Genomic DNA, 16408 nt, shown 5'->3' with positions numbered 1-16408 from the left:
CACGGCCGTGCTCGCACGTTCACCGGTCCCCCGCACCTAAACGGGGCCCCGGCCCGGGGCCGCGCCGTCGGGGGGGGGGTCCGGGCCCCCCCCGCCGCCACGGTTCTGTCTGCCGGCCCGGCCCGCGGGGGGGCCGTGGCCGAGGTCAGGCGGTGTGGAGCCGCAGACCGTACGTGTTGAGGATCTCGTTGATCGGCTGGTACCAGGTCTCGCCGCCGCCGCTGCAGTTGCCCCAGCCGCCGGAGGTCACACCCTGGGCCTGGTCGCCGCTGAGGAACGACCCGCCGGAGTCGCCGCCCTCCGCGCAGACGCTGGTCTTGGTCATCTGGTGGACGGCGCCCTGGGCGTAGTTGACCGTCTCGTTCTTGCCGAGGACGTTGCCGCAGTGCCAGCGGGTCGTGGAGCCGGAGCGGCAGATCGAGGCGCCGATGGGGGCCTCGTTGGAGCCGCGTACGAGCTGGTCCGGGACGGCGCCCCAGCCGAGGACGACGGGCACGGTCCACCAGCCGTTGGCGACGTTCACCCAGGCGTAGTCGTTGCCGGGGAACGACGAGCCCTGGAAGTTGCCGATGGGGGAGTTGTCCCAGCCGCGTACGGCCTGCCCGCTCGGGCCGCAGTGCCCGGCGGTGACGAAGCCGCCGTGCACGGAGAAGCCGATGGAGCAGCGGACGTTGCCCGTGTAGTACGGGTCACCGCCCACGGTGCCCGCAGCGAACGTGGTCGGGGCCTGGGCCGTCTCGGCGACGGTCACCGGACCGGTCTTCCTGGCCTTGGCGACGAATCCGGCCACGGCCTTGTCGTCACGCTCGGAGGCGACGACGTTGACCACGACCCGGTTGTTCACGGGGTCGACGCGCCAACTGCTGACGCCGGCCGGCGCGGAGAGCGCGTCGATCCGCTTCATGGTGGCGTCCAGGGCCCGCTCGCTGTGCTTGACGAGCTTGACCGTGGCGCCTGTCGCGCGCACGGCGGCGGCCTTGCTGCCGTCGGTGAGGGCGACGGTGAGCCTGTTGTCGGCCGCGCTGAACCAGGAGCCGCCGTACGACGCTCCCGCCACGCGCTGCGCCTCGCCCTCGACGGCGGTCGCCGTCTTCTCGGCGGCGAGCCGGGCCACGGCCTGACTCTTCGTCAGACCGAATTCCTTCTGCATGGCGGTGAGCAGGCCGGCGGACGCGGCGGGCGCCGCCTTCGACATCGATGTCGGGGCCGAGGCGGGCGCGGAGTCGGGGGTGGCGGCCGACGCGGGCGCGAGCCCGGCCGTCGCCCACGTGCCGACGAGGAGGAGTGCGGACAGACCGGTGCGTACAACTGTCTTGCGTCTCAAGGCATTCGCCCTTCGGTTGTTCCAGCGATCGTGGGGTTGGAACAGCGGAACAGTGGGCGAGTGAGAGCGCTCTCATTCGCCGCAGCCGGAGCGTATCCAAGGATCATGAACAGGTCCATGCCAATGGGCGAACGGAATCTGGGCGCACGCCGATTCCCCTGGTCGGGAGGGTCCTGATACATCGGAGCGGAGGGTTCCGAGGGGCGCCGGGGAGGGCGAGGAAGGCTCCGAGGCGGCTCAACAGGCCCTCGGCCGACGGTTCTTTACAGCGTTGCACACGGCAAGCGGTGAACGCCCTCTCAAGGCCCGAACCCCATGAGGCACTCCCGCCCCGCCAGTTGCCCCGGGTTATGGATCAGCCAGGTCACAGCAGCTCGGCCCAGCGCACCAGCGTCGCGAAGTCCCGCTCCCGCAGGCCCCGTCGGGGGTGGATACGGAGAAGGAGCGCCGGCCCGTCGTGATGGGTCGAGACGTACGTCGTGTCCAGCTCGGTGATCATGTCGTCGACCCAGGCGAAGGGTCTGCCGTCCGCCCATTCGACCAGGTGACGGGTCTTCCAGTAGAGGCCCTCCGGGTCCTTCGCGAAGAGTTCGGGCCACTCGATCACCGGCAGATCGTCCGGCAGCCCGACGGCCGGCGCGATCATGGTGTTGGCCTCGTGCATCCAGGTGGTGGCCCAGGCCAGTTCGAAGGGCAGCCCGGTGAGGACCGGCCCGTGGGCGGGGTTGAGCCGCACCCGCAGCCCCCGTCGGTGGCGCCGGGATCCCGGCGTCTGGCGGGAGAGCCAGCCCGACGGGCGCAGATGGTGCGTCGTGTACCCGCGCGGCCGGGTCAGCCGGGCGGCGTACGGGTTGAGGGGACCGTCGACGTCGAGGAGGAGCAGAGGGCGCGTCATGGAGGAGAAATGCCCGCTGCGGGCGGGGTTTACGGCTCCCCCTCCGCTCCGCTCAGAAGTCGGCGAGCGTCCGCTCGTCCAGCCTGGCCACGGAATCCTGGGCGTGGGCCCGGATGTAGGCGTCCCGGATCCGCTCGATCAGGGCGTCGCGTGACGCCGCCTCGGCCGCCGGGTACAGGAGGATCAGCTCGTAGGAGCGTTCGCGCTCGATCGTGCCGTTGGAGTCGCGCCACTGGCCGCGGCCCTCCTGGATCGTCAGCCCGGACGGGAAGCCCGGAGTGACCTGGCGGTCGATGAACGTCATGAACTGACGGTCCGTCACATCCGGCCCGCCGTCGGGGCGTTCCGTGCCGAAGAAGAGCCGGGTCTCGACGTACGCCGTGCCACGGCGGGTCTCGGTCCGGGGCCCCGTCCGCTCGCCGTCGAGGCTCGCGTACGCGGCGGGGGCCCCGACACCCAGTACGGCGACCGAGACAGCCGCGACGGAGAGCCACGCGCGCTGCCTCCGGGTGCGGGGGGTACGTGTGGTGCGGGAGTGACGGGGGCCGCTCGGCTGGGACGTCTGCGGCGCGGTCGGTACGGTCGGCACGGCGGGAGGTCGCTCTCTCTCGGAAGGCCCGCGCGGAGTGCTCTCACGCGCGGGACACGCACGCGCGATCATTCGCCGCACCACCCCCGTGAGAGAGCCGATCCGTCCGTAAACCACCCCCATGAGTGCATGACCGGGGCCCTTCGCACCCAGTACGTTGCTGCGATGACCACCGCTCCCGAGAGCCGGCCCGCCGATCTCGTCATCACCGGCTGCACCACGCTGACGCACGACGACCCCCACGGGGCAGGCGGTATCGGCTTCGTCGACAACAGTGCGATCGTCGTACGCGACGGCGTCATCGAGTCGATCACCACACCGGAGGCCGTCGCCGCCCTGCCCGCCGCCGAACGGATCGACGCGCGCGGGCAGCTCGCCATGCCGGGGCTGATCAACTGCCATACGCACACGCCGATGGTGGCTCTGCGCGGCATCGCCGAGGACGTGCCGATCGACGAGTGGTTCAACGACTGGATCTGGCCCATCGAGGTCAATCTCAGCGACCGGGACGTGGAGCTGGGAGCGCTGCTCGCCTGCGCCGAGATGATCCGCGGCGGTGTCACCACCTTCGCCGACCACTACTTCGCCATGGACGGGGTCGCCGCCGCCACCGAGACGAGCGGGCTGCGGGCCAACCTCGGCTGGGGCTACTTCTCCAGCGGGGGAGCCGCCGGCCGGGAGAGGTCCCTCGACTTCGCGCTGCGGACCCGGGGCGCCGCCGACGGGCGGATCACCACGTCCCTGGCGCCGCACGCCCCGTACACGGTGAACGACGACGATCTGGCCGCGACCGCCGAACTCGCCCGTGAGCACGGTCTGCTGGTGCACATCCACGCGGCGGAGAACAGGGACCAGACGGAGGCGAGCGTCGCCGCGCACGGGCGTACGCCCATCGAGATCCTGCACCGCGCCGGGCTCCTCGACGTCGACCTGCTCGTGGCCCACGGCACCGGGCTGACCGACGGCGATCTCGCCCTGCTGGGGCGAGGTACCGGGCGCATCGCGTTCGCCACCGCGCCCAAGGGCTATCTCAAGTTCGGCTGGGACATGACTCCGCTGCGCGCGCTGGCCTCGATCGGGGTGCCCGTCGGCCTGGCGACGGACGGGGCGGCGTCGAACAACACCCTCGACGTCTGGGAGAGCATGACGCTCACCGGGCTGACCCAGAAGTCGGCGGAGCGCGATCCCGGCTGGCTGACGGCCCGTCAGGCGCTCGGCCACGCCACCACCCAGAGCGCCCGCGCGATCGGCCTGGGCGACCGGATCGGGTCGCTCGCTCCGGGACGGCGCGCCGATCTGATCCTGGTGGATCTGACGGGACCGCACACCCAGCCGGTCCACGACCACGCCGCGACGCTCGTCTTCAGCGCCCGCTCGGCCGATGTGCTGACCACGATCGTGGACGGGCGGATCCTGATGCGGGACCGCAGGCTCCTGACGCTCGACCTCCCGGCGATCGTCGAGGAACTGACCGGCCGGCTGCCGGCGTTGACGGACCGCGGCCACGGGCGCCGCGTACAGGACTACGACCCGGCGTAGGTACGGAGGGTCGGGCGCCCGCCCTGCCCGTTCCGCTCGCCCGTATGCCCGCTTCCCGCCCGCGCCGCCTCCCGTACGTGCCCGTCGCGTCCGCGCCGCCGCCCCTGCACGATGATGGGGCGGTGAGACTCGAAGCGATCACCTGGGAGCGGCTGACCGACGCCCTGGCGGAGCGTGCCGTGGGGACCAAGGCCGGCGACGGCAGCCCCTGGTTGCGTATCGCCGTGGACGGCGCTCCCGCCGCGGGGCCCGGCGTACCGGCCGAAGCGCTCGCCGACGCCCTGCGTCTGCGGGGCCGCTCGGTGCTCGTCGTCGGGACCGGTGGCTTCCTGCGGCCCGCGTCGCTGCGGTACGAGTACGGGCGGCAGGACCCCGACGCGTACTACGACGGCTGGTTCGACACCGGCGCCCTCTGGCGGGAGGTGTTCGGGCCGGTGGAGGCGGGCGGGACGGGCCGGGTCCTGCCCGATCTCTGGGATCCCGTGACCGACCGGGCAACCCGCAGCGGCCGCGTCGAACTCCCGCCGGGCGGCGTGCTGGTGGTGCACGGGCCGCTGCTCCTCGGTCACTGGTTCCCGTTCGACCTCACGGTGCATCTGCGGCTCTCGCCCGCCGCGCTCCGCCGTCGCACCGACGAGGGCGAGCGCTGGACGCTGGCCGCCTTCGAGCGGTACGAACGGGAGGTCGGCCCCGCCGAGGCCGCCGATGTCCTCGTACGGGCGGACGACCCGCGCCACCCCGCCTGGGCGACGCGCGAGAGCTGAACCGCGCGGCGGGGTCGGGTCCCGGCGCGCGAAGACGCGCCGGACAGGGCCTACGGAAGCGGTGGCCGGCCGCCGGTCAGCGAGACCGCCGCGGCGCCGGCACGGCAGCCCTCGGCCGCGGCCTCCGCCGGGTCCGCGCCCCTCAACAGGGCGCTGAGGAAGGCGCCGTTGAAGGCGTCGCCCGCACCGGTGGAGTCGACGGGCCGCGCAGGAGAAGCGGGAACACGCGCCGTCACGGCTCCGTCCGACGCCAGCAGCGCACCGCCGGGCCCCAGCGTCACCACGACGAGCGGGAAACGGTGGCTCAGCTCGGCCGCCGCCTTCTCGGCGTCCGGGGCGCCGGTGAGCAGCAGGGCCTCGTCGGCGTTCGGCAGCAGCACCCGCACACCGTCGGCCGCCGCGAGGAACACGTCGGCCCCGAGGCCGGCGATGAAGCCCGCCGACGCCGGGTCCACGCTCACCGGCACGCCCCGTGCCAGCGCCGACTCCACGGCGGCGCGCACCGCGTGGCGGCTCGTGGCGGCGAAGAAGAGATAGCCGGAGATGTGCAGCCTGCCCACCCCGTCGAGCAGCGAGTCCGACCAGTCGGCGGCGCAGAGGCGCAGGACGGCGCCGCTGTCGGTCAGAAAGGTGCGTTCGGCGGAGGCGTCGACCAGCGAGACGACGGTCGCGGTCGGCGCGCTGTCGTCGACGACCAGGAGCGGCCACACACCGGCGGCTCGCAGCCGTTCCTCGTGCCAGCCGACGGCGTCCGTACCGACGCGGCCGAGCAGCCGGACGTCGGCGCATCCCGTGGCCGCCGCCCAGCAGGCCGCGTTGGCCCCGGCGCCGCCCGGCAGGGTGCGGATCTCGGCGGCGGTGTCCGTGCCGTGTGCGAGGGGCGTACGGTGCCGGGCCACCACGTCGGTGACGACGTCCCCGACGATCAGCAGCGCGCCCGCCGCCGTCCCCGTATCGGCGCCCGTGCCCTCCCCCGGGGAGCCCGTACGGCTCATCGTGCCGCCGCGATCCGCGCGGCCAGCCGTACGTTGCCGCGCACGGCCGCCAGATTGGCCTCCAGCGACGCCCCGCCGGTACGCCGCGTCAGCTCACCCAGCAGGAACGGGGTGACCGCCTGCCCGACGATGCCCTGCTCCCGGCACTCCGACAGGGCCTCGGCGAGGACCCTGTCGTGCAGTGCGGGATCGAGCTGTTCCGCCTCCGGCACGGGATTGGCGACGATCAGCGCGGCCTGTGGCCCGCCGAGCGCGTCCTGGGCGTCCATCACCGCCGCGACCTCCTCCGGACCGCGCACCGTCCAGTCGACGGGCTCCCCGGAGGAGCTCAGATAGAAGCCCGGGAAGTGTTCCGTGCCGTAGCCGAGGATCCCGACGCCCAGGGTCTCCAGGCGTTGCAGGGTCGCCGGTACGTCGAGGATCGACTTGACGCCCGCGCAGACCACCGTGATCCGGGTCTCCGCCAGCAGCCGCAGGTCCGCCGACTCGTCCTGCGCGCTGGTCCAGTCGCGATGCACGCCGCCCAGACCGCCGGTCGCGAAGACGCGGATGCCCGCGCGGGCGGCGAGGAAGGCCGTCGCGGAGACGGTTGTCGCCCCGCTCGCCCCGGTGGCGAGCGCGGGCGCCAGATCGCGATGGCCCAGCTTCCGTACGGACGGATCTCCGGCGATCCGCTCCAACTGGTCCTTGTCCAGGCCCACCCGGGCCCGCCCGTCCAGCACGGCGACGGTGGCGGGGACGGCGCCGCCGGACCGTACCAGCGCTTCCAGTTCCTCGGCGACGGCCAGATTGCGCGGTCGCGGCAGACCGTGCGCGATGATCGTCGACTCCAGGGCGACCACGGGCCGGCGCGCGTCGAGCGCCTCCCGGACCTCGGGGGAGAGCAGCAGTGTCGTGTCAGGCATGTCCCATCCCTGGCACGGGACGGGGCCCCGCAAACGTCGGCCGGGCACCGGGGCGCGCGGCCACGAGCAGCGGCGGCGCGCGTCAGAACAGCGGCGCGGGCAGCACACCTTCCAGCGCCAGCAGTTGGCGCTTGGTCTCCAGACCGCCCCCGAAGCCGCCCAGCCCCCCGCCGCTCTCCACCACCCGGTGGCACGGCACCACGATCGGCAGCGGATTGGACCCCATGGCGGCGCCGACCGCCTGGGCCGCGCCCGGACTGCCCACCCGGTCGGCCAGATCGCCGTACCCGACGACCGTGCCGTACGGAACGCCGGCCGCCAGCTCCCGCAGCACCTGCCGGTTGAAGCCGCCCGACAGCGACCAGTCGAGCGGCAGCTCGAACTCCCGCAGGGCGCCGTCGAAGAAGGCCGCCAGCTGACGTATCGGCTCGGCCAGCCGGCCCGCCGGGTCCTCCACGGGCTCGGCGCCGAGCCGCTCCTTCAGCTGTCGAAGTGCCGTCTCCCGCCGCCCGGTCGTGGCGTGGAAGACAACTGTCACAAGTCCTTCACCGGTGGCGGCCAGCAGCAGCGGGCCGATGTCGCTCCCGACGACGGCCCACTCCACCGACCGCGTGTTGTTCTCCATGCCCACCACGCTACGGCCCGGGTCTGACAACGGGCCTCGACCGGTGGTCCGGCGCCGGTCAGCCCACCGCGTCCCGCACCACGTCGGGGTTGTTGGTGATGATGCCGTCCACGCCGAACCCGTCCACGCGCACCGCGCCCGCGGCGTCGTTGACCGTCCACGTGCTGACCTGGAGCCGCTTGCCGTGCGGGCCCTTCAGCCGGTGCACGGCGGCCACGTACTCGGCGCTCAGCGAGGAGTGCGTGGGGTTGATCTGGTCGGTGAACTCCGCGTACGAGGGCAGGTCGGCCACCGCCGGCGTACCGAGGAATCCGGTGGTCACGTCCGGGCGCTGCGCGTGCACGGCCTTCACGCTGGCCGCGCCGAAGCTCTGGATGACGAGCTTGTTCCTGACGTGCGAGCCGTCCAGCCAGCCCTCCGCGCGCAGGACGCGCAGGATGTCCCTCTCGATGCCCGGGTACAGCTCGGGCGCCTTGATCTCCAGAAGAAGCTTCTGGCGGTTGGCCTCGACGGTGTCCAGATACCCCTTCAGCGTCGGCACCCGCGCCCCCGCCCACTCGGCGCCGAACCAGCTGCCCGCGTCCAGACGCGCGATCTCCGCGGCGGTGAAGTCCTTCACATTCCACGGAGCCCGGTCGGGGAAGACCTGCTCGGCGTCGGTGGTGCGCCTGAGGTCGGTGTCGTGCAGGACGACCAGCTCACCGTCCTTCGTACGCTGGACGTCGTTCTCCACCCAGTCGATGCCCAGTTCCTCGGCCTTGTCGACGGCGGCCAGGGTGTTCTCCGGCGCGTACGCGGAGGCGCCCCGGTGCGCGATGACCAGCGGGTCGGCGCCGTGACGGGCGGACGCGGCGGACGTCTCCGGGGCCGTGGCGTACGGCACGGCGGCCGACGTGGTCCCCGGCAGGATCAGCGCGGCGGCTCCCAGCAGCGCGACGGTCGCGGTCACAGAGGTGCGTGCGTACACGTGGACTCCCAGCGTCGATCGATCGCGGACGGGCCGAGGGTGACAGCCGGCGGCCAACACGTGACAGGCGAAGGTTGGCCACAACGTGAACGGAATGCGCCCGAGCCCGGCCCGGGGGCGGTCTCCATGTCGACAAAAAGGAGGCCTGATGTTTGCTTGCGGTGCCGCTGGTCATACCCTCGCCCCCGAACCAGCGCTTCCGCAGACGGCTCATCAGGAGCGAAGGGCGTACCGCATGCAGGGCACCACCGACGGACTCAGCTACGGCCTGATCACCCCCGTGGCGGCCTTCCTCATGGCCTGCCTCGGCGGCGCGATGGGCCTGCGCTGCGCCATCAGATCCCTGCACACCCCGGAACGCGGCCGCAAGACCGGCTGGCTCGCCCTCGCCGCCATCGCCATCGGGTCCGGCGTCTGGACGATGCACTTCATCGCCATGACGGGCTTCTCCGTCGCGGAGACGCCCGTCACCTACGACCGGGCCACCACCTTCGCCAGCCTCGGCCTCGCGGTCGTCATGGTCGGGGTCGGCCTCTTCATCGTGGGATACCGCGGTGCGACCACGATGGCCCTGGTCACCGGCGGCACGGTCACCGGCCTCGGCATCGCGAGCATGCACTACCTGGGTATGGCCGGCATGCGTCTGCGGGGCAGCCTCGAATACGACACCCTGACCGTCGGCGGCTCCGTCGTGATCGCCGTCGTGGCGGCCACCACGGCGCTCTGGGCCGCCGCGTCCGTCCACGGCCTGCTGCTGAGCCTCGCCGCCAGCCTGGCCATGGGCGTCGCCGTCACCGGCATGCACTACACGGGAATGGCCGCCGTCCACGTCCATCTGCGGGCGCCCGGCGGCCCCGGCGAGGGAGCCGACGGGGGCGAGTCGGCCGCCACCCTGCTCGGGCCCATGCTGGTGGGGCCCGGGGTCTTCCTGCTGCTGGCGGCGGTCGTGGTGGTCTTCGACCCGCTGATGGTCATGGGCCGCGAGCGGCCCGTACCGGTGCCCCGGGGCCACCTGGGCCGGGGACCCCACGACCGCCCCCTGCCGGGCGTACCGGCCCAGCGGGCGCGGTGGGAGCCCACGTACGGAGAGAACGCCGAAGAGGTCTCCAGGCGGTCCGCAGGCGGGTCCCGGGGCCTCCACGACTGGTGATCCCCACCCGACTGTCAGTGGGGGGTCGTACGGTTGAGACATGCGGCCAGTTTCCAAGATCGAACGTACTTTGGCGCCTTTTGAGGTCATCAGCTCCTACCAGCCCAGCGGCGACCAGCCGACGGCGATCGCGGACCTGGAGCGCCGCATCCGCGCCGGTGAGCAGGACGTGGTCCTGCTCGGTGCGACGGGCACCGGCAAGTCGGCCACGACCGCCTGGATGATCGAGAAGCTCCAGCGCCCCACCCTGGTGATGGCTCCGAACAAGACGCTGGCGGCCCAGCTGGCGAACGAGTTCCGTGAGCTGCTGCCCAACAACGCCGTCGAGTACTTCGTCTCGTACTACGACTACTACCAGCCCGAGGCGTACGTCCCCCAGTCGGACACCTACATCGAGAAGGACTCCTCGATCAACGACGAGGTCGAGCGGTTGCGCCATTCGGCGACGAATTCGCTGCTCACCCGCCGTGACGTGGTCGTGGTCGCGTCCGTCTCCTGCATCTACGGCCTGGGTACGCCCCAGGAGTACGTGGACCGGATGGTGCCGCTGAAGGTGGGCGAGGAGTACGACCGCGACGAGCTGCTGCGGCGCTTCGTCGACATCCAGTACACCCGCAACGACATGGCGTTCACCCGCGGCACCTTCCGGGTCCGGGGCGACACCATCGAGATCTTCCCGGTCTACGAGGAGCTGGCCGTCCGGATCGAGATGTTCGGCGACGAGATCGAGGCGCTCTCCACCCTCCACCCGCTCACCGGCGAGATCATCAGCGAGGACCGGGAGCTGTACGTCTTCCCGGCCAGCCACTACGTCGCGGGTCCGGAGCGCATGGAGAAGGCCGTCAACGGCATCGAGCGGGAGCTGGAGGAGCGCCTCGCGGACCTGGACAGGCAGGGCAAGCTCCTGGAGTCCCAGCGGCTGCGCATGCGCACCACGTACGACATCGAGATGATGCGCCAGATCGGCTCCTGCTCCGGTATCGAGAACTACTCGATGCACTTCGACGACCGCTCCCCGGGCACCGCGCCCAACACCCTCCTGGACTACTTCCCGGAGGACTTCCTGCTGGTCATCGACGAGTCGCACGTGACCGTGCCGCAGATCGGCGCGATGTACGAGGGCGACGCGTCCCGTAAGCGCACCCTGGTCGACCACGGCTTCCGGCTGCCCTCCGCGCTGGACAACCGCCCACTGAAGTGGGAGGAGTTCCAGGAGCGCGTCGGGCAGACCGTCTATCTGTCGGCCACCCCCGGCAAGTACGAGCTCTCCCGCGGCGACGGCTATGTGGAGCAGATCATCCGCCCCACCGGGCTCGTCGACCCGCAGGTCGTCGTCAAGCCGACCGAGGGCCAGATCGACGACCTGGTGCACGAGATCCGCACCCGCACGGAGAGGGACGAGCGCGTCCTCGTCACCACCCTCACGAAGAAGATGGCCGAGGACCTGACGGACTACTTCCTGGAGCTGGGCGTACAGGTCCGCTATCTGCACAGCGACGTCGACACGCTGCGCCGTGTCGAGCTGCTGCGCGAGCTGCGCGCCGGGGAGTACGACGTACTGGTCGGGATCAACCTCCTGCGTGAGGGTCTCGACCTCCCCGAGGTGTCGCTCGTGGCGATCCTCGACGCCGACAAGCAGGGCTTCCTGCGGTCGGGCACGTCGCTGATCCAGACGATCGGCCGCGCGGCGCGCAACGTGTCGGGCCAGGTCCATATGTACGCCGACAAGATCACCCCGGCGATGGAGCAGGCCATCGACGAGACCAACCGCCGCCGGGAGAAGCAGATCGCGTACAACACCGAGCGCGGTCTCGACCCGCAGCCGCTGCGCAAGAAGATCAACGACATCGTCGCGACCATCGCGCGCGAGGAGGTCGACACCGAGCAACTCCTCGGCAGCGGCTACCGCCAGGGCAAGGAGGGCAAGCAGGCCAAGGCGCCCGTGCCGACGCTCTCCGCCGGCCGCGCGGCCAAGGGAGGCAAGCAGGGCGCGGTGGTCACCGACCGGCCCGCCGCCGAACTGGCCGGGATCATCGAGGAGATGACGGATCGTATGCGCGCGGCGGCCGCGGATCTCCAGTTCGAGGTGGCCGCGCGGCTGCGCGACGAGGTGGGTGAACTCAAGAAGGAGCTGCGGCAGATGAGAGAAGTGGGGCTGGCCTGACGCGGCCGTATGCGGTGTGTTGCAAGACCGACACAAAAACGGCCGAAGTCTCCTACGCCGTCCGTGTGAATGCGTAGGGTACGGGACAACCGCACACATGGACGGTTGCGGGGAACTTCCGAGAGGGGACAGCGCGTGGCGGACGTATCCAAGGGCAGTGCGCCCGGGGGCCCTGGGGTCAACCTGACCAAGGGGCAGGCCATCAGCCTGGAGAAGAGGGGCGGCGGCACCCTGACGGCGGTGCGCATGGGGCTCGGCTGGCAGGCCGCCCCGCGTCGTGGCCTGTTCGGGTCGCGCACCCGCGAGATCGACCTCGACGCCTCTGCCGTGCTCTTCGCCGACAAGCAGCCGGTCGACGTGGTCTTCTTCCGCCACCTCGTCAGCGACGACGGCTCGGTGCGGCACACCGGTGACAATCTCGTCGGCGGCGCCGGACAGGGCGGCGACGACGAGGCGATCCTCGTCGACCTGCAGCGCGTTCCGGTGCACATCGACCAGATCGTCTTCACGGTGAACTCGTTCACCGGCCAGACGTTCCAGGAGGTGCAGAACGCCTTCTGCCGCATCGTCGACGAGACCAACGGCGACGAGCTCGCCCGCTACACGCTCGACGGCGGCGGTCAGTACACCGCGCAGATCATGGCCAAGGTGCACCGCTCCGGCGCCGGCTGGCAGATGACCGCCCTGGGCAACCCGGCCAACGGCCGTACGTTCCAGGACCTGATGCCGGCGATCCTGCCGCACCTGTAGGCACGGCTCGCACGCGCAAGCGCAGCTCCCGGAGGCAAGGCCGCCGGGAGCTGCACCGCTTGCACCAGGCACGGCGCATCACGCACCACCACCGAGCACCACAGTCCGAGCAGCACCACCGAACGACATCACTACGCGGCACCGAAGCGTGACCGACGAGGGGACAGAGGCGATGACGGCCGAGCTGGTCCGGGGGCAGAACCACCCCTTGCCCCACAGCCGACTGGAGATCCGGGTGACGGCCGCGGCACCCGTCCTGGCGTGCGCCACCCTCGGCGACGACCGGGGAACGATCCTCGGCGTCGAGTCGATCGCCCACCCCGGCTCGCCCACGCTGCCCGGCATCGAGGTGTCCCGGCAGGCCGCCGCGGGGCTCCGCTTCCATGTCGACCTGGAGGCCGTGCCCGACCGCGCGCATCTGGTGCACGTGCTGCTCGCGCTCCCCGAAGGGGGCGGCGGCCCGTCCAGGTTCGGCGCCACCGCGGCCCCGTTCGCCGCCGTCACCTCCACCGACGGCACCGAGATCGCCAGCTTCACCATCACCGACCTGGAGGCGGAGTCCGCCGTCGTCGCGCTGGAGCTCTACCGCCGCCAGGGCGCCTGGAAGGTCCGCGCCGTCGGCCAGGGGTACGCGGGCGGGCTCTCCGAGCTTTTCCGCGACCAGGGCCTGACGGGAGCCCGCGAGTTCGCCGCCGGGATCCAGGACGCCGTGGCCCGGCACATGGCCAGCGCGATCCAGGCACCCCTGGCCGGCACACCGGAAGGCGTACGGGTCCGCTCCGACCGGTCCACCACGGCCACCCCGCCCGGCCAGACCGCCGCCGGCGCGGGCGCGCCGACGGGCCCGGGAGTGAACCCCGGCCCGAGCGTCAACCCCGGCCCCGGCGGCGTGAACCCCGGCCCCGGCGCCGCGGCGCACCAACTGCCGGGCACCCCCGGCCCCCAGCCGACCGGTCCGGCGGACAGCCAGGGCCAGCAGCCCGCCGCCGCCTCGCACGGCACCACGGGCGGGCGCGTCAACTACACGCACCCGGGCCGCCGGACCACCACCCCGCCCACGCCGCCTCCCGCGACGCCGCCGGCCCAGCCGGGACAGGCGCCCCGCCCGGTCGCCGGCGACGCGACCGGCTGGTCCATGGAGGAGCGCCTGTACAACCAGGTGTGGGGCATGTTCGAGGACCTGGCCCGCGCCGCCGCCGCCTACAGGAGCGCCGTCGACTTCGCCGAGTCCCGGATGGACCAGGAGCTCGACCGCGTTCTCTCCGACCCGCGCAGCCGGATAGGCGGCACCGGCGACGCGGCCCGCGAGGCCGCCCGCGCCAAGCGCGACCAGCTCACCGACCAGGCGCGCGAGGCGCTCGACCGCGACCTCGGCCAGCTCGCCGCCGAGACCGAGGTGGTCGAGCCCGCCCTGCCGCCCGCGTACGCCCGCTGGGACAACCCCGTCTGGCACGCCTACCGCGTCCCGATGGACAACCCGATGGCGCTGCGCCTCGGCGATCTCCATCTCCCCGAGCGCACCGATCTGCGGATCCCCATGCTGGTCAGGCTCCCGCTGGAGCGCGGCCTGTGGATCGACAGCGGCAGGTCGGGCTCGGAGGCCGCCCTGATGCTGGACGAGGGGCAGCTGCGCAGGCTCGCCATGGACAACGCCGTCGGTCACGCCGCGCGTCTTCTCGCGGCGTACCCGCCCGGCGAGTTCACCGTCCATGTGATCGACGCAGCGGGCTCGGCCGCCACGTCCCTCGCCCCGCTGGTCGCCTCGGGTGTGCTGAACCAGCCGCCGGCGAGCGGCGCCGGAGGCGTCTCCGCCGTCCTCGCGAGGCTCACCCAGCGCGTGGACCTGGTGCAGATGGCCATCAGGGGCGGCGCGTCCGACTCCCTGCCGCCCGATCTCGACACCGCCGAGCAGCTGCTCATCGTCAACGACTTCCCGCACGGGTTCGACGACCGCGCGGTCACCCAGCTCCGCTATCTCGCCGACGAGGGCCCGGCCGTCGGCGTCCATCTGATGATGGTCGCCGACCGGGAGGACGCCAGCGCGTACGGGCCCGTGCTCGACCCGCTCTGGCGCTCGCTGCTGCGGATCACCCCGGTCGCGGACGACCATCTCGCCGACCCCTGGGTGGGCCACGCGTGGACGTTCGAGCCGCTGATGATGCCGCCGGGGAGCCAGATACTCCGGCGGGTGCTCGAACAGGTCGCCGAGGCGCGCCGCGCCTGGCGCCGCTGACGGGTCCGTAGCCCGTAGCCGTCCCTCGTCGCGCCGTCGCCCTTTGCGCGGCATCCCGGGCATCCCCGGCATCCGTACGTCCCGCTCGCCGAACAGTGTCTGACCTGCACCGTGGCGCGAGCTTGACCATGGACTTTACCTTTTCTTGGGTCTTCCTGTACTCTCCATTGAACGGAGGGGAGTACTCCCGCACCGCGACGTACCCGTCAATACGGACCGCCATCGGTCCCGGGGCGTCGGCCCGCCGGCGCAGATGAGACGCACGGGTGGAAGAGACCTCCGGCAGCGACGACGCTGATCAGTAGCCGTACGACGCCGGAGGCGCAGTGGACGTTTCATTGTTGATGTGGGCGCTGACCATTCTTGGTCTGAGTGCCCTGATCGGGGTCGACTTCCTCATCGGGCGCAAGCCCCATGACGTGTCGATCAAGGAAGCCGGAATCTGGACGATCGTCTGGATAGTCCTCGCCGCACTCTTCGGTGTCGGCCTGTTGGTGTTCGGAGAGAGCCAGGCGTCGGGCGAGTTCTTCGCCGGATTCATCACCGAGAAGTCGCTCAGCGTCGACAATCTCTTCGTCTTCGTCCTGATCATGGCGAAGTTCTCGGTGCCCTCGCACCTCCAGCAGCGGGTGCTGCTCATCGGTGTGCTCATCGCCCTGGTCCTGCGTGCCGTCTTCATCGCGGCGGGCGCGGCGATCATCGGCAGCTTCTCGTGGGTCTTCTACATCTTCGGCGCGTTCCTGATCTACACCGCCTGGAAGCTCATCCAGGAGGCGCGCGCGGGTGAGGAAGACGAGGACATCGAGGACAACCGCCTGCTGAAGTCGGTCCAGAAGCGCTTCGGTGTCGCCGACAGGTATCACGGCACGAAGCTCTTCATCCGCACCAACGGCAAGCGTGTGCTGACCCCGCTCATGGTGGTCATGCTCGCCATCGGCACCACCGACGTGCTGTTCGCGCTGGACTCGATCCCCGCGATCTTCGGTCTGACCCAGGATCCGTACATCGTCTTCACCGCCAACGCCTTCGCGCTGATGGGTCTGCGACAGCTGTACTTCCTGATCGGCGGCCTCCTCAAGAGGCTGGTCCACCTCAGTTACGGCCTGTCGGTGATCCTCGGCTTCATCGGCGTCAAGCTGGTGCTGCACGCACTGCACGAGAACGGGGTGCATGTCCCCGAGATCTCCATCTCGTTCTCGCTCGCCGTCATCTGCGGCGTGCTGATCGTCACCACGATCACCAGCCTGATCGCCTCCAAGAAGCAGATGGAGCGCGAGGCGGCCAAGGGCAAGGCCGACGGGGACACGATCGAGGGCAAGGACCGCGAGGGCAAGGCCGACATAGAGGCCTGACCGCGCGAGCGGGGCGGAGAAGGACCGGGGCGGGGGGGGTCAGCCGCCCCCCCCCCCGGCGCCCCGTGAAAACACCCCCGGGGCGCGCCCCCCCCCCCCGCCCCCCCCGGGAAAACTAAAATCGCCCCACCCCCCGCCCCCCCCACCACCCAGCAC

14 protein-coding genes are annotated in these 16408 nt (G+C 71.7%); 7 read left to right on the top strand and 7 right to left on the bottom strand.

All coding sequences use genetic code 11. The annotated features are described in order from the left end of the window. Positions 1-145: 145 nt before the first annotated feature. From ACFWU9_RS21205 to ACFWU9_RS21195, 3 genes are all read right to left on the bottom strand, one after another. Positions 146-1324: a trypsin-like serine protease gene (locus ACFWU9_RS21205; protein WP_384320576.1), complete on the bottom strand. Its 1179-nt coding sequence runs from the start codon at positions 1322-1324 to the stop codon at positions 146-148. Positions 1325-1688: 364 nt separating this feature from the next. Further along, positions 1689-2219 carry a hypothetical protein gene (locus ACFWU9_RS21200; RefSeq protein ID WP_384320573.1) on the bottom strand — a complete coding sequence of 177 codons (531 nt, stop codon included), beginning with the start codon at positions 2217-2219 and terminating at the stop codon, positions 1689-1691. Positions 2220-2271: 52 nt separating this feature from the next. After that, on the bottom strand, positions 2272-2808 hold the full coding sequence (locus tag ACFWU9_RS21195; RefSeq protein WP_384320571.1) for a DUF3574 domain-containing protein: 537 nt from the start codon (positions 2806-2808) through the stop codon (positions 2272-2274). Between the two features lie 165 nt (positions 2809-2973). On the opposite strand from ACFWU9_RS21195, the gene ACFWU9_RS21190 reads away from it, so the two are divergent. Together ACFWU9_RS21190 and ACFWU9_RS21185 are read left to right on the top strand one after the other, a co-directional pair. Beyond that, positions 2974-4347: an amidohydrolase gene (locus tag ACFWU9_RS21190; protein WP_384320569.1), complete on the top strand. Its 1374-nt coding sequence runs from the start codon at positions 2974-2976 to the stop codon at positions 4345-4347. Positions 4348-4469: 122 nt separating this feature from the next. Then, positions 4470-5111, top strand: coding sequence for a uridine kinase (locus tag ACFWU9_RS21185; protein WP_384320567.1), 642 nt, complete (start codon positions 4470-4472; stop codon positions 5109-5111). Between the two features lie 50 nt (positions 5112-5161). On the opposite strand, the gene ACFWU9_RS21180 is transcribed toward ACFWU9_RS21185, so the two are convergent. The 4 genes from ACFWU9_RS21180 to ACFWU9_RS21165 form a co-directional block, all read right to left on the bottom strand. Continuing rightward, positions 5162-6106, bottom strand: a complete 945-nt coding sequence (locus tag ACFWU9_RS21180) for a carbohydrate kinase family protein (RefSeq protein WP_384320565.1) — start codon at positions 6104-6106, stop codon at positions 5162-5164. After that, positions 6103-7011 (bottom strand): pseudouridine-5'-phosphate glycosidase, encoded by a 909-nt coding sequence (locus ACFWU9_RS21175; protein ID WP_384320563.1) that lies wholly within the window; start codon positions 7009-7011, stop codon positions 6103-6105. Before ACFWU9_RS21175 ends, ACFWU9_RS21180 begins: the two co-directional genes overlap by 4 nt. 82 nt (positions 7012-7093) lie before the next feature. Continuing rightward, a complete protein-coding gene (locus ACFWU9_RS21170) occupies positions 7094-7636 on the bottom strand; it encodes a methylated-DNA--[protein]-cysteine S-methyltransferase (RefSeq protein ID WP_384320561.1) in 543 nt (180 codons plus the stop codon). A 58-nt stretch (positions 7637-7694) separates the two neighbouring features. After that, on the bottom strand, positions 7695-8603 hold the full coding sequence (locus tag ACFWU9_RS21165; protein WP_384320559.1) for a glycerophosphodiester phosphodiesterase: 909 nt from the start codon (positions 8601-8603) through the stop codon (positions 7695-7697). Positions 8604-8838: 235 nt separating this feature from the next. Here ACFWU9_RS21165 and ACFWU9_RS21160 point away from each other — a divergent pair, with 235 nt between their 5' ends. From ACFWU9_RS21160 to ACFWU9_RS21140, 5 genes are all read left to right on the top strand, one after another. Beyond that, positions 8839-9753, top strand: a complete 915-nt coding sequence (locus tag ACFWU9_RS21160; protein ID WP_384320557.1) for an MHYT domain-containing protein — start codon at positions 8839-8841, stop codon at positions 9751-9753. A gap of 40 nt (positions 9754-9793) precedes the next feature. Then, the gene (gene uvrB, locus ACFWU9_RS21155; protein WP_384320555.1) at positions 9794-11917 is read left to right on the top strand and encodes an excinuclease ABC subunit UvrB; all 2124 of its coding nucleotides are present in this window, start codon (positions 9794-9796) and stop codon (positions 11915-11917) included. Between the two features lie 183 nt (positions 11918-12100). Further along, the gene (locus ACFWU9_RS21150) at positions 12101-12667 is read left to right on the top strand and encodes a TerD family protein (protein WP_384320641.1); all 567 of its coding nucleotides are present in this window, start codon (positions 12101-12103) and stop codon (positions 12665-12667) included. Between the two features lie 172 nt (positions 12668-12839). Next, positions 12840-14900, top strand: coding sequence for a TerD family protein (locus ACFWU9_RS21145; protein ID WP_384320639.1), 2061 nt, complete (start codon positions 12840-12842; stop codon positions 14898-14900). A 326-nt stretch (positions 14901-15226) separates the two neighbouring features. Further along, positions 15227-16252, top strand: a complete 1026-nt coding sequence (locus ACFWU9_RS21140) for a TerC family protein (protein WP_384320553.1) — start codon at positions 15227-15229, stop codon at positions 16250-16252. Positions 16253-16408 lie beyond the last annotated feature (156 nt).

Source organism: Streptomyces sp. NPDC058653 (genome assembly GCF_042716895.1).
GTDB lineage: Bacteria > Actinomycetota > Actinomycetes > Streptomycetales > Streptomycetaceae > Streptomyces.
This window is presented reverse-complemented; position numbering and strand designations above follow the sequence as displayed.

Coding starts and splice junctions, on each gene's coding strand:
- ACFWU9_RS21200 (WP_384320573.1), bottom strand. CDS start 2,219: ATGACGCGCCCTCTGCTCCTCCTCGACGTCGACGGTCCCCTCAACCCG.
- ACFWU9_RS21190 (WP_384320569.1), top strand. CDS start 2,974: ATGACCACCGCTCCCGAGAGCCGGCCCGCCGATCTCGTCATCACCGGC.
- ACFWU9_RS21180 (WP_384320565.1), bottom strand. CDS start 6,106: ATGAGCCGTACGGGCTCCCCGGGGGAGGGCACGGGCGCCGATACGGGG.
- ACFWU9_RS21175 (WP_384320563.1), bottom strand. CDS start 7,011: ATGCCTGACACGACACTGCTGCTCTCCCCCGAGGTCCGGGAGGCGCTC.
- ACFWU9_RS21170 (WP_384320561.1), bottom strand. CDS start 7,636: ATGGAGAACAACACGCGGTCGGTGGAGTGGGCCGTCGTCGGGAGCGAC.
- ACFWU9_RS21160 (WP_384320557.1), top strand. CDS start 8,839: ATGCAGGGCACCACCGACGGACTCAGCTACGGCCTGATCACCCCCGTG.
- uvrB (WP_384320555.1), top strand. CDS start 9,794: ATGCGGCCAGTTTCCAAGATCGAACGTACTTTGGCGCCTTTTGAGGTC.
- ACFWU9_RS21145 (WP_384320639.1), top strand. CDS start 12,840: ATGACGGCCGAGCTGGTCCGGGGGCAGAACCACCCCTTGCCCCACAGC.